The organism is Streptomyces sp. NPDC029216 (assembly GCF_040648015.1).
Taxonomy (GTDB): domain Bacteria; phylum Actinomycetota; class Actinomycetes; order Streptomycetales; family Streptomycetaceae; genus Streptomyces.
The window spans coordinates 1-13,000 of sequence record NZ_JBEZWL010000191.1 but is presented as its reverse complement, the minus strand read 5'-3'; the positions used below and the strand labels follow the sequence as shown (position 1 = coordinate 13,000).

Genomic DNA, 13,000 nt, shown 5'->3' with positions numbered 1-13,000 from the left:
CGCTGGCCGCCGCCGCGCTGGCCCTGGCCCTGGCCCCGGCCCTCGCCGCGGCCCTGGCCCTGGTTCTGGCCCTGGTTCTGGCCGCGCTGCTGCGGGGGACGGCCGCCGCCCCGGCGCTCGTCGCGCTGGCGCGGTGCGCCCGCTCCGCGCTCGGCGCCGGCCTCGTCCTCCAGCCGCAGCGTCAGCGAGATCCGCTTGCGCGGGATGTCCACGTCCATGACCTTGACCCGGACGATGTCGCCCGGCTTCACCACGTCCCGCGGGTCCTTGACGAAGGTGTTCGACAGGGCGGACACGTGCGCCAGGCCGTCCTGGTGGACGCCGATGTCGATGAAGGCGCCGAAGGCGGCCACGTTGGTGACGACGCCCTCCAGGATCATCCCGGGGGCCAGGTCGCCGATCTTCTCCACGCCCTCCTTGAAGCTGGCCGTCCTGAAGGCGGGGCGCGGGTCGCGGCCCGGCTTCTCCAGCTCGCGCAGGATGTCGGTGACGGTGGGCAGGCCGAAGGCCTCGGTAACGAACTCGTCCGGGCGCAGGGAGCGCAGTACGGCGGTGTTGCCGATCAGCGCGGCCACCTCACCGCCCGCCTTCTTGCCCATGGCCCGCACCACCGGGTAGGCCTCGGGGTGCACGGAGGAGGCGTCGAGCGGGTCGTCGCCGCCGCGGATGCGCAGGAAGCCCGCGCACTGCTCGTACGCCTTCGGGCCGAGGCGGGCCACGTCCTTCAGGCCCCGGCGGCTGCGGAACGGGCCGTTGGCGTCGCGGTGGGCCACGATGTTCTCGGCGAGGGTGCCGCTGATGCCCGAGACCCGCGAGAGCAGCGGCGCGGAGGCGGTGTTGACGTCCACGCCGACGCCGTTGACGCAGTCCTCGACGACCGCGTCGAGGGAGCGCGAGAGCTTCAGCTCGGACAGGTCGTGCTGGTACTGGCCGACGCCGATCGACTTGGGGTCGATCTTGACGAGCTCGGCGAGCGGGTCCTGGAGGCGGCGGGCGATGGAGACCGCGCCGCGCAGCGACACGTCCATGCCGGGCAGTTCCTGCGAGGCGAACGCGGAGGCCGAGTACACGGAGGCGCCGGCCTCGGAGACCATCACCTTGGTGAGCCCGAGCTCGGGGTGACGGGCGATGAGGTCCGCGGCCAGCCTGTCGGTCTCGCGGGAGGCCGTGCCGTTGCCGATGGCGACCAGCTCGACCGCGTGCTCCTTCGCGAGGCGGGCGAGCTTGGCGATGGACTCGTCCCACTTGTTGGCGGGAACGTGCGGGTGGATCACGTCCGTGGCGACGACCTTGCCGGTGGCGTCGACGACGGCGACCTTCACGCCGGTGCGGAAGCCCGGGTCGAGGCCGAGGGTGGCGCGGGTGCCGGCGGGGGCGGCGAGCAGCAGGTCGCGGAGGTTGGCCGCGAAGACGCGTACGGCCTCGTCCTCGGCGGCGGCGCGCAGCCGGGTCCGCAGGTCGATGCCGAGGTGGACCTGGATCTTCGTGCGCCAGGCCCAGCGGACGGTGTCGGCCAGCCACTTGTCGCCGGGACGGCCCCGGTCGGCGACGCCGAAGCGGCGGGCGATCAGGCCCTCGTAGGTGGACGGCCCGGGGGTCTCGGAGGGCTCCTCCGGCTCCAGTTCGAGGGAGAGCACCTCCTCCTTCTCCCCCCGCAGCATGGCGAGGACGCGGTGGGAGGGGAGGGCGGTGAAGGGCTCGGCGAAGTCGAAGTAGTCGGAGAACTTCGCGCCCGCCTCCTCCTTGCCCTCGCGGACCCTGGCGGCGAGGCGGCCGCGGCCCCACATGCGCTCGCGGAGGTCGCCGATGAGGTCGGCGTCCTCGGCGAACCTCTCGGTGAGGATGGCGCGGGCGCCCTCCAGTGCGGCCGCCGCGTCGGCGACCCCCTTCGCGGCGTCGACGAACGCGGCCGCGGCGGCGGCCGGTTCGACGGAGGGGTCGGCCAGCAGCCCCTCGGCGAGCGGCTCCAGGCCGGCCTCGCGGGCGATCTGGGCCTTGGTGCGGCGCTTCGGCTTGAAGGGGAGGTAGATGTCCTCCAGCCGGGCCTTGGTGTCGGCCGCGTTGATCCGGGCCTCCAGCTCGGCGTCGAGCTTGCCCTGCTCGCGCACGGAGTCGAGGATCGCCGCCCGGCGGTCCTCCAGCTCGCGCAGGTACCGCAGCCGCTCCTCCAGGGTGCGCAGCTGGGCGTCGTCGAGCATCTCGGTCGCTTCCTTGCGGTAGCGCGCGATGAAGGGCACGGTGGAGCCGCCGTCGAGCAGCTCGACGGCCGCCTTGACCTGCCGTTCCCGTACGCCGAGCTCCTCGGCGATCCTGCCTTCGATGGACATCGTCGTCACTGCGGTCCCGCCTGCCTTCGTGCGTGTGCCTGGAAGGCTGCCCATTGTGGCAGGTACCGGTGACGGCGGCGGGGAGCCCCTCGCCGGGGGCTCCGCCCCCGCGTCACGCGGGACCGTACGCCGCCCAGGCCTCGGCGAGGCGGCCCGTCAGCGCCGCCAGGCGGGCGGGCGGGAGGGTGAAGGGGAGCCGGACGTGCGCGTCGTACGCCCCCGAGGGGTCGGTCGCGGAGCCCGGAACCAGCTCCACCCCGTGCCGGAGGGCGACCCGGGAGAAGACGGCCGCATCGGCACCCCCCGGCAGCCGCACCCACAGCGCGCCCCCGCCGGCCGGCCGCTCCCACGTCCACCCCGGAAGCTCCGCCCGCAGGAGGGACTCCAGCAGGGCCAGCCGCTCCCGCAGAGCGGCCGCCCGGGCCGCCCGCAGCTCCTCCACCCCCGGCAGCAGCCGCTCCGCCAGCGCCTGGTCCAGCAGCGGACTGCCCAGGTCCGCCAGCGCCTTGAGCCGGGCCAGCCGTTCGACGGCCGGCGCGGGCCCCCGCACCCACCCGATCCGCAGCCCGCCCCACACCGCCTTGGCGAGCGAGCCCACGCTCAGCACCTCCGCCCCGGCGGGCGCGTACGCCGCCACCGGCCCGGGTTCCGGCGCGTCCCACAGCCGGGTGTCGTACGCCAGGTCCTCCACCAGCGGCACCCCCTCCGCCGCGCACAGCGCCGCGATCCGCTCGCGCCGCCCGGCGGACATCAGTACCCCGGTGGGGTTGTGGTAGGTCGGCGTCACCTGGGCCAGCGCCGCCCCCGGCAGGGCCGCCCGGAAGCCGGGCACCCGTACCCCGTCCTCGTCCAGCGGCACCCGCCGCGGCCGCGCCCCGGCGGCCAGCAGCGCGTCGAGGCAGCCGGGCCAGCTCGGCGTCTCCACCACCACCGGCGACCCGCGCCGTACGTACAGCTGCGCCAGCAGGGCCAGCGCCTGGGTGGCCCCGGTGGTGACCAGGACCTGTTCCGGGGCGGTGTGCAGCCCCCGCGCCGTGTACCGGTCGGCGACGGCCGCCCGCAGCCCGGGCAGCCCGCCCGGGTGGTAGCCGGGACCGCCCAGCAGCCGGTCCAGCCCGTCCTCCAGCAGCCCGGCCAGGGCCTGGCGCACCTCGGGGGCCGCGCCCTCCGCCGCCACCGACAGGGAGATCACCTCCGCCGGCCCGTCCACCAGCCGCTGCACCAGCGCCGCACCGGTCCCGCCGCGCACCCGCCCGTCGGCCGGCCGCAGCGCCGCCCGGGGCAGTCCCGCGACCCGGGTCCCGCTCCCCCGGCGGCTCTCCACCGTTCCCGCGCCGCGCAGTTCGGCATAGGCGTCGGCCACGGTGGCCCGGCTCACCCCCAGCGCGGCGGCCAGCGGCCGCTCGGCGGGCAGCCGGTCCCCGGGCGCGAGGTCACCCGTACGGACGGCCGCGCCCAGTGCCCCGGCGAGCCGCCGGTACAGCGGTCCCGGGCCGTCGGTCCAGCCTCCGAGCACGCCGTCCAGTTCGCCCGGCGTCCAGGCGCGCGCGGCACTGCGGTCCACTTGTCCCCCCATTGGCCCGGGTGCCGGGCGTCCCCTTCCGGCCAGCCTAGACGCATGACCACCGGCACCCTCCTCGGCTTCCTCGCCGCCTCGACGGCCCTGATCCTGCTGCCCGGACCGAACCTGATCCTGATCGTCACGCGCGCCGCCGCCCACGGGCGCCGCACGGGCCTCACCACGGCTGCCGGGGTGGAGACCGCGACCCTCGTGCACCTGACCGTCGCCGTGTCCGGCCTCGCCCAGCTGGTGACCCGCTCCCCCGCCGCCTTCGCGGCCCTGACGTACGCGGGCGCCGGCTACCTCCTGTACCTGGGCGTACGGGCCCTGCGCGACGGCCCGTCGGTCCTGCCCGCCGGGGAGGCCGCCGTACCCGTACGCCTGGGCCGCGCCTACGTCGACGGCCTGGTCGTCAACCTGCTCAACCCCAAGGTGACGCTGTTCTTCCTGGCGTTCCTGCCCCAGTTCGTCGGGCCCGGCGCGGCCGATCCGCAGGCCGAGACGCGGGTCCTGGGCGCGGTGTTCTTCGTCCTGGGCGCCCTCCTCGACATCGGCTACGCCTGCACGGGCGGAATGGTCAGCCGATGGCTGCGCCGCAGCCCGCGCGCCCTGGCCCGGCAGCACTGGGCGGTCGGCGGGGTGTACCTGACGCTGGCCGCCGTCGCCGCCCTGCCGAGCGGCCTGTGAGCCGGGTAAGGCGGGAGGGGGCCGGGGGCAGGTGGTGGATTCGCGCCAACCTGCGGCCCGCTCCCGGGGCGTGAGGCACCGTCGGAAGGGCCGCCCCGGGCGTCCGTCCACGGACGGCGCACCGGCGCGGGGCCGTGATCGTGACGGCCGAATGGCGATCGTGTGACAGCAGGGGCCATGGACATGACCTGCGCCTCCACGGGTGAATACGGTCGAACGACGAACGTACGACGCCCCACGACGACCGTCGAACCGAGTTGTCTCCCCTACCCCTTGGAGCCTTTCGTGTACCGCAAAGTGATCGCCCCGAGCGTTCTGGCCGCTTCCCTCCTGCTGGTGATCCCGGCGTCGGCGGCCGGCTCCGTCCAGGGCGCGCCGGGGATCGGCGACGGCTACTACCCGGAGAGCGGGAACGGCGGCTACGACGTCTCCCACTACGACCTGCGCCTCCAGTACCAGCCGAAGACGGACCTGCTGGAGGGCACGGCCACCCTGCTGACCACCGCCCAGCAGGACCTGTCCCGCTTCAACCTGGACTTCGGCCTGAAGGTGAGCGAGGTCCGGGTCAACGGGGCCAAGGCGAAGTTCGCCACCTCCGGCGCGCACGAGCTGGAGGTCACCCCCGCGCAGCCGCTCCAGAAGGGCAAGCAGGCCACGGTCGTCGTCAAGTACGCCGGAAAGCCCTCGGAGTTCAAGATCGACGGCTGGTCGGCCTGGCAGCGCACCCCGGACGGCGGCATCGCGGCGCAGGAGCCCGACTCGGCGGTGTGGTGGTTCCCGAGCAACGACCACCCCCTCGACAAGGCCACCTTCGACGTCTCGGTCAACGTCCCCGACGGCACCCAGGCCATCAGCAACGGCGTTCTCCAGTCGCAGACCTCCAAGCTCGGCTGGACCCGCTACAACTGGCGCTCCAACAAGCCGCAGGCCACCTACCTGGCCACCCTCGCCATCGGCAAGTTCGACATCACCACCGACAAGACGGCGAGCGGCCTGCCGATCCTCAACGCGTACAGCAGAGACCTCGGCGACAACGCGGGCGCGGCGCGCGCGAGCGTCGAGCGGACCGGCGAGGTCGCGGAGTGGCTGGAGTCGGTCTTCGGCCCGTACCCCTTCAACGCGCTGGGCGGCTACGTCCCGAACGTGCCGACCGGCTTCGCGCTGGAGACCCAGACGCGGCCGTTCTACAGCCCGCGCCAGTTCTCGGCCGGCGCGAACGTCTCGGTCGTCGTGCACGAGCTGGCCCACCAGTGGTACGGCGACAGCGTGTCCGTGGACAACTGGAAGGACATCTGGATCAACGAGGGCTTCGCCCGCTACAGCCAGTGGCTGTGGTCGGAGAAGGAGGGCGAGGGCACGGCGCAGGAACTCGCCCAGTGGGCGTACGACACCCGCCCGGCCGAGGACCCGTTCTGGCAGGTCAAGCCGGGTGACCCGGGCGCGGAGAACCAGTTCCACGGGGCCGTCTACGACCGGGGCGCGATCGCGGTCCAGGCGCTGCGCAACGAGGTCGGCGACGAGAAGTTCTTCCGGATCCTCAAGGGCTGGCCGACCGAGCGGGCCTACGGGAACGGCAAGGTCGGGGACTTCGTCCGGTACGCGGAGAAGATCTCGGAGAAGCCGCTCGCCCAGCTCTTCGAGACCTGGCTGTACACCCCCGGCAAGCCGGCCTCCTTCGGGCCCGCCGCCGTCAAGCCGGGCGCCCGCTCCCTCCAGGCCCCGGCCGGGCCGGCCGTGGAGCCGAAGTCCTGGAAGAAGATCGCCGCGACGAACTCCATCCACGACCACTGACCGGTACCGGTACCGGTAGGCCGCTGCGCGCGCCGGGGTCCCTCAGCGGGCCCCGGCGCGCCACCGTGCGCGGGCGGCGCGCGCCCTGGGCAGGTAGCGCAGCCGTTCGGGCAGGAGCGGGACGAGGAGCCGTACGGCGGTGCTGAACCGCCGGAGCCGGCGCTCCTGGGCCGGGGTCCACTCCAGGCCGATGGCGGCCCGGGCGTCGGGCGGCATGTAGCCGACGGTGACGAAGGCCCGGAAGCGGAGGTAGCCCGCGCGCAGGAGCGGCCAGGTCACCCGCAGCAGCAGCCGCAGGGCCGGGGAGGCCGGCTCGGGGCGGGGCAGGTCCACGTCGGTGGAGACCAGCTCGCGGACGACCTTGGTCGGCTCGATCTCCTCGGCGAGCATCCGGTGGTAGTACGGCCAGAACTCCTCGACGGTCTGTGGCATGTCCCGGTCGCGCAGCCCCAGGATCCGGCCCACCTGGAGCCACTCCCGGTACATCTGCCGGTCCTGGTCGGGGGTGGTGGGGCGGAACAGGTAGCGCCCGGCGTACCGGGCGACGGGGAAGCCGGTGGCGTGGACCCAGGCGTAGCAGGCCGGGTCGAGGGAGTGGTAGCGGCGGCCGCGGGTGTCGGTGCCCTGGATCCCCTTGTGCAGGCGGCGCACCCGGCGGCCCTCGGCGGCGGCCTCGTCCCCGCCGTAGACCCACAGCATCACGGAGCGCAGCGAGCGCTCGCCGCGGCCCCAGGGGTCGGTGCGGAAGACCGAGTGCCGGTCGACGCCGGCGCCGACGGCCGGGTGGGCGACCTGCAGGGTGAAGGCGGCGGGGAGGGTCAGCAGGGAGCGGATGTCTCCGGCGGTGGTCCACAGCACCCCGCCGGGCGGCGGGGGCTCGGGATCGAGTCGGCCCACGGGGCTGACGGGGGCTGTGCGACCCGTGTGGTTCATGAGTTCCATTATGCGAGCGCGAGATGTCCTCGGTCCGGACAGAAAGTCTTGTCACGGGTGTTACCCCGAAGTAACCGTGGCTGCTTGGATGACGGCGTCGATCTTCCCCCGCAGGATTCCACCGGAATGATGGAGACCTCCATGCCGCAGATCCCCCACCGCCGCGCCGCCGTCACCGCCGTGACCGCGACCGCCGCCGCAGCAGCCCTCGCCCTCGCCTCCGCGCCCGCCGCCACGGCCGCCGAGAGCGCCGCGGCGCCCCGGATGAGCGTCCTGACGTACAACACGTTCCTGATGAGCACGAACCTGTACCCGAACTGGGGCCAGGCCCACCGGGCGGCCGAGATCCCCAAGGCCTCCTTCTTCCAGGGCCACGACGTGGTCGTCCTCCAGGAGGCCTTCGACAACAACGCGTCGGACGCCCTGAAGGCCAACGCCTCCGCCCAGTACCCGTACCAGACCCCGGTCGTGGGCCGCAGCAAGAGCGACTGGGACGCGACGGGCGGCTCCTACTCCTCCACCACCCCGGAGGACGGCGGCGTCACGATCCTCAGCAAGTGGCCGATCGTCCGCAAGGAGCAGGTGGTCTACAAGGACGCCTGCGGCGCCGACTGGTGGTCCAACAAGGGCTTCGCGTACGTGGTGCTGGACGTGAACGGCACCAAGGTGCACGTCGTCGGCACGCACGCCCAGTCCACCGACCCGGGCTGCGGCGCGGGCGAGGCGGCGCAGATGCGCAGCCGTCAGTTCAAGGCGATAGACGCGTTCCTGGACGCCAAGAACATCCCCGCGGGCGAACAGGTCATCGTGGCGGGCGACATGAACGTCGACTCCCGCAGCACGGAGTACTCCTCGATGCTCGCCGACCTCGACCTGGCCCCCGCCGACACCCGCACGGGCCACCCGTACTCCTTCGACACGGCGCTCAACTCGATCGCCCACTACCGCTACCCGACGGACCCCCGCGAGGACCTGGACTACGTCCTCTACCGCAAGGGCAACGCCCGCCCGGCGGGCTGGGAGAACAACGTGGTGAAGGAGGAGTCGACCCCCTGGACGGTCTCCAGCTGGGGCACGTCATACACGTACTCCAACCTCTCGGACCACTACCCGGTGGTGGGGCGCTAGGGGCGGGGGCCCGCCATCGCCCCCGCGAGGGGCCGGTGGCGGGCCGGGGGCTGCCCAACGTCCCAGATCGCTACGCGCTCCTCATTTCTCGGCGTCCGGCGGCCGTCTGGGGCCGTTACCCGCACCCAAGGACGATCAGGACGCCTCCGGGGTGCCCCTGGCGCATGAGATCGCTACGCGCTCCTCTTACCTCAGCGTCCAACGGCTGCCCTGGGCTGGGATGACGTCCCTGTCGTCCTGTGGTGCAGGTACAAGCCCAAGACGGCCGCCGGCCGCCGAAATCTGGGCAGCGCGTAGCGATCTGGCGCGCCTGGCGGGCCCGGAGGACCATTCCATCGTCCTTGGGTGCAGGTATCGGCCCCAGACGGGCGGCGGACGCTGAGACGGGAGGAGCGCGTAGCGATCTGGGGCGTAGACGCGCCCCTGGCCCCGAATCAGGATCTGGAGGGGCCGGATGCCCGGTCTACCGGACCCGGCCTGCCCGGCTCATCGCTGATCCGGCCGCATGTCCATAGAAGAACCGGCCCGTTCCTTTGGGGGTTTCCCGGCAGTCTTCGGCTTTTCGTGGCGGGACGGTCTGTCAAGGGTCGCCGTAGGCGATCGCGAAGCGACGCGACGAAGGAGCGCCCTTGACAGGCCGGCCCGACACGGAAGGACGATGAGACTGACGGGAAAGCCCCAACCCTTCTCCGAGGCCGTCCCGCCGAGATACCGATCCCCCAAGTCCCGCCCCCCACCCGGCGAGGCGGGTGGGCAGCCACCGACCCGCCCCCGACCCCTCGCGGGGGCAATGGCGGGCCCGTGCCTCAGTTGCCCTCGTACAGCCCCTCGATCAGTGAGCCGTACTTCTCCCGGACCACCCTGCGCCGCAGTTTCAGGGTTGGGGTCAGTTCACCCGTCTCCGGGCCCCATTCCTCGGCCAGGAGGCGGTAGCGCTTGATCTGTTCGGTGCGGTTCAGGCGGGCGTTGGCAGCCTCCACCGCGCGGGCGGTTTCCTCCAGGACGGCCGGGTGTGCGGCCAAGTCGGCCAGGGAGGCCGCCTCGATGCCCCGGGCGGCCGCCCAGGCCGGGGCCAGTTCGGGGTCCAGGACCAGCAGGGCGACCAGGTAGGAGCGGCCGTCGCCGTGGACCAGGGCCTGGCCTATCAGCGGGTGTTCCTTGACGGTGTTCTCCACCAGGGCCGGGGCCACGTTCTTGCCGTTCGAGGTGATGATCAGCTCCTTCTTGCGGTCGGTCAGCCAGAGGAAGCCGTCCTCGTCGAGCCGTCCGATGTCCCCCGTGGGGAACCAGCCCTCGGCGTCGGCCGCGGCCTCCACCGTGCCGTCGGGCCGCAGGTACCCGTCGAAGACGGTCGCTCCGCGCGTGAGGACCTCGCCGTCCTCGGCGAGCCTGAGCTCCAGCCCCTCGATCGGCCGGCCCACCGAGCCGAGCCGGAAGCCGCCGGGGCTGTTGCTGTTGACGGTGCACACGCCGGCGGTCTCGGTCAGGCCCCAGGCGTCCATGATGGTGATCCCCCAGCCCGCCCAGAAGCGGACCACGTCGATCGGCATCGGCGCGGTGGCGCTGGCCGTCCACAGGAGCCGGTCCAGCCCCGCCAGCCGCAGCAGCGGGTCCAGTACCCGCTCCTTCGCCTCGGCGTACGAGGTCTCCAGCGCGGCCGGCACCTCCTCGCCGCGCTCCCGGTGCCCGGCCCGGGCGCGGGCCACCTCCCCGGCCCCCTCGATGGCCCGCCGCTGCTCCTCGGGCAGGCCCGCCAGCACCGCCCGTACGCCGGCGGCGAGCTTCTCCCAGACCCGGGGCACGCCGAAGAACTGCACGGGCCGCAGCTCGCGCACCGCGGCGGCCACGGCGGCGGGGTCGGCGACCAGCCGGACGTGCGCGGCGCGCAGCAGCGGCAGGTAGATGCCGAGGATCCGCTCGGCGATGTGGGCGAAGGGCAGGTAGCAGATGTGCTCGGCGTGCTCGGGGAGTTCCACGTTCCGGTCGAGACGCACGGACTGGAGCAGGATGTTGCGGTGGCTGAGGCGGACGCCCTTGGGGTCGCCGGTGGTGCCCGAGGTGTAGACGACGGTCAGGGGGTCCTCGGGGCGGGTCTCCCGCCAGGCCTTCTCGAAGGCGTCGGGGCGGTGGAGGCGGGCGCCGCTCGCGTAGAGGGAAGCGTAGCTGGTGTGCGGGCCGGCCTCGGCGGCCTCGGCGACGACCAGCCGCTCCAGGGGGATGGCGGGTTCGTCCAGCAGCGGGGCCCAGCGGTCCCGTTCGCGGGCGCCCTCGACGACGGCCAGCCGGGCCCGGCTGTGGCGGGCGATGTGGGCGATCTGCTCGGGCGCGGAGGTGCCGTAGACGGTGACGGGGACGGCGCCGAGGTGGACGAGGGCGAGGTCGCTGAGCCAGTGCTCGGGCCGGTTGCCCATCATCAGCAGGACGTGTTCGCCGCGGCTGACGCCGAGGGCGGTGTATCCGGCGGCGAGGACGGCGACGCGGTGGCGGGCCTCGCTCCAGGTGAGGGTCTGCCAGCCGTCCCCGCCCCTGCCCTCGTCCCCGGCGCGCCAGGAGAGGGCGGGCAGGTCGGGGTGTTCGGCGGCGTTGCGGGCGAGCAGGGAGGGCAGGGTGAGGTCTTCGGGACGTCCGGGCAGTCGCAGGTTCGTGGTCATGGGCAGCTCCTGGCCGTTTCACATCGTTGGTGCGACAGCAATACTGTTGAACCCAAGCCGTGCAGCAGAGAGCGAGGAGCGGACGATGGCCGACCACCGGGCGACCGAGCCGATGCTCACCGTCGACGAGCTGGCGTCGAAGGCCGGTGTCACCGTCCGCACCGTACGGTTCTACAGCACGCGGGGGCTTTTGCCCCCTCCCGTGATCGGACCCCGTCGGGTGGGGCACTACGGCCCGGAGCACCTGTCGCGGCTGGCGCTGATCGAGGAGCTCCAGCACCAGGGGATGACCCTGTCGGCGATCCAGCGCTACCTGGACGCGCTCCCCGACGACCTGAGCGCGCACGACCTGGCGATCCACCGGGCGCTGGTGGCGACCTGGGCGCCGGACACGGCGCGGGAGGTGTCGCGGGAGGAGCTGGAGAGGCGGGCGGGGCGGGGTCTGTCGGACGGGGACCTGCGCCGGCTGGCCGCGATGAACGTGCTGTCCGAAACGGCCGAGGGCTTCCGCGTGGACCTGGGCCTGCTGCGGCTGGGGGTCGCACTGCTCGACGTGCCGATCGCGCACGAGACGCTGCTGGTGGCGCGGCGGATCCTGCTGGAGCACGCACGGACGGCGGCGCACCAGCTGACGGCGCTGTTCCGGGACGAGGTGTGGGGGCCGTTCACCGAGGGCGAGAGCGACGTGGAGCAGATCGAGTCGATGAAGGCCCTGTCGGCGCACATGCAGCCGATGGTGGTGCAGGCCCTGGTGACGGCCTTCCAACGCTCGCTCCGGGAAGAACTGAGGGCGGCGTTCACCTCGGAGACCGGGTGAACGCCGCCCGCGGGGGCGCTGCTTGCGGGCTCAGACGCCGCCCGCGATGAACGACCAGCCGGAGGAGACCCCGGCGAGCGGTCCGACGTTGGAGTAGGCGTTCCCGCTGAGTTTCGAGGTCCAGGCGGTGCCGTCCGTCTTGTAGAAGAACAGGCTGTCCCCGGTGCGGCCCTCCTCCTCCCACACGCCCGACGTGCCGATGTCGCGGAAGCCGCCGACCTTGCCGTCGGTCGCCCGGGCGATCCGGTACTGGAGTTGGGAACCGTTCTCCGCGAGCGCCAGGACCGTGTCCTTGGTCGCGACGAGGGTCCCGAGGTCGGCGTCGGTCTCCCTGGCGTCCACGTGCGCGTAGAGGCCGTTCTTGAGGGTCCCGTACCCGACCTCGCCGGACTTCGTGAAGACCGCCGTGTCGCACGAGGCGGCGATGGAGTCCCAGCCCGTGCTGAAGTTGTCGTACGAGCGGACGTGGTGGTACCGGCCGTTCCGCAGGGTGCCCGTGCCGCCCTGGCCGTTGTCGGCGTTGTAGAAGAGGGCCGACTCGCCCGAGGCCACGACGTGGGTCCAGCCGGTCGAGAAGTTGTTGTAGGTCTGGACGCGGGTGTACTTCCCGCCCCTGAAGGTGCCGCTCTCCCCGGCCCCGGTGTCGGCGTTGTAGAAGAGCATCGAGTCGCGGCTCGCGACTCCGTGCGTGTACCCGTCGGGAACGTCGATGTTCGACCCGTAGTGCCAGCGTCCGGCCGACAGGGTGCCGGTACCCACGGCTCCGGTGTCCTTGTTGTAGGCGAGGAGCGAGGTGCTCGGGGTCGTCTGGTTGCAGAACGCCGAAGCGGCGGTCGCGGGCGTGGCCGGAGCGGTCAGCATGACGGCCATCACGGAGGTGGCAAGTGCGGCCACCAGGGATTTCTTCATGGGTCTCCCCGCTTCTTCGCATGTGAACGGGTGTTCCCCCAAGCCGTGCACGGTCAGCGAAGGACACGTGCCCGTCCAGCGTGCGCCGCATCCGGCGCCGTCGCATCTCGGCCCTCGTCGGACACGGAAACGGGGCCACCCCCCGGTCGTGACCCCGGTGGGCCCCAGAAAGGTGACGGACGCCCCCGGCGGCCTG

At 73.1% G+C, this 13,000-nt stretch carries 9 protein-coding genes; 4 read left to right on the top strand and 5 right to left on the bottom strand.

Going from position 1 to position 13,000, the window contains the following annotated elements; translation table 11 throughout:
* A partial coding sequence (locus AB0F18_RS35915; protein WP_362068650.1) for a Tex family protein occupies positions 1-2,327 on the bottom strand: 2,327 nt, incomplete at its 3' end.
* A gap of 112 nt (positions 2,328-2,439) precedes the next feature.
* On the bottom strand, positions 2,440-3,891 hold the full coding sequence (locus tag AB0F18_RS35910; RefSeq protein WP_362068647.1) for a PLP-dependent aminotransferase family protein: 1,452 nt from the start codon (positions 3,889-3,891) through the stop codon (positions 2,440-2,442).
* A gap of 54 nt (positions 3,892-3,945) precedes the next feature.
* Here AB0F18_RS35910 and AB0F18_RS35905 point away from each other — a divergent pair, with 54 nt between their 5' ends.
* Together AB0F18_RS35905 and AB0F18_RS35900 are read left to right on the top strand one after the other, a co-directional pair.
* Positions 3,946-4,575 carry a LysE family translocator gene (locus AB0F18_RS35905; protein WP_362068644.1) on the top strand — a complete coding sequence of 210 codons (630 nt, stop codon included), beginning with the start codon at positions 3,946-3,948 and terminating at the stop codon, positions 4,573-4,575.
* Positions 4,576-4,860: 285 nt separating this feature from the next.
* Positions 4,861-6,366, top strand: coding sequence for a M1 family metallopeptidase (locus tag AB0F18_RS35900; protein ID WP_362068641.1), 1,506 nt, complete (start codon positions 4,861-4,863; stop codon positions 6,364-6,366).
* A 42-nt stretch (positions 6,367-6,408) separates the two neighbouring features.
* Here the strand turns inward: AB0F18_RS35900 and AB0F18_RS35895 are convergent, their stop codons facing one another.
* Positions 6,409-7,299 (bottom strand): oxygenase MpaB family protein, encoded by an 891-nt coding sequence (locus AB0F18_RS35895; RefSeq protein ID WP_362068638.1) that lies wholly within the window; start codon positions 7,297-7,299, stop codon positions 6,409-6,411.
* Positions 7,300-7,440: 141 nt separating this feature from the next.
* Here AB0F18_RS35895 and sph point away from each other — a divergent pair, with 141 nt between their 5' ends.
* The gene (gene sph / locus AB0F18_RS35890; protein WP_362068635.1) at positions 7,441-8,427 is read left to right on the top strand and encodes a sphingomyelin phosphodiesterase; all 987 of its coding nucleotides are present in this window, start codon (positions 7,441-7,443) and stop codon (positions 8,425-8,427) included.
* 806 nt (positions 8,428-9,233) lie between these two features.
* On the opposite strand, the gene AB0F18_RS35885 is transcribed toward sph, so the two are convergent.
* Entirely contained in the window at positions 9,234-11,078 is a 1,845-nt protein-coding gene (locus AB0F18_RS35885; protein WP_362068632.1) for an AMP-dependent synthetase/ligase, read from the bottom strand.
* Positions 11,079-11,163: 85 nt separating this feature from the next.
* On the opposite strand from AB0F18_RS35885, the gene AB0F18_RS35880 reads away from it, so the two are divergent.
* Positions 11,164-11,895 carry a MerR family transcriptional regulator gene (locus tag AB0F18_RS35880; RefSeq protein WP_362068629.1) on the top strand — a complete coding sequence of 244 codons (732 nt, stop codon included), beginning with the start codon at positions 11,164-11,166 and terminating at the stop codon, positions 11,893-11,895.
* Between the two features lie 30 nt (positions 11,896-11,925).
* Here the strand turns inward: AB0F18_RS35880 and AB0F18_RS35875 are convergent, their stop codons facing one another.
* The gene (locus AB0F18_RS35875; protein ID WP_362068626.1) at positions 11,926-12,804 is read right to left on the bottom strand and encodes a hypothetical protein; all 879 of its coding nucleotides are present in this window, start codon (positions 12,802-12,804) and stop codon (positions 11,926-11,928) included.
* Positions 12,805-13,000: the final 196 nt, after the last annotated feature.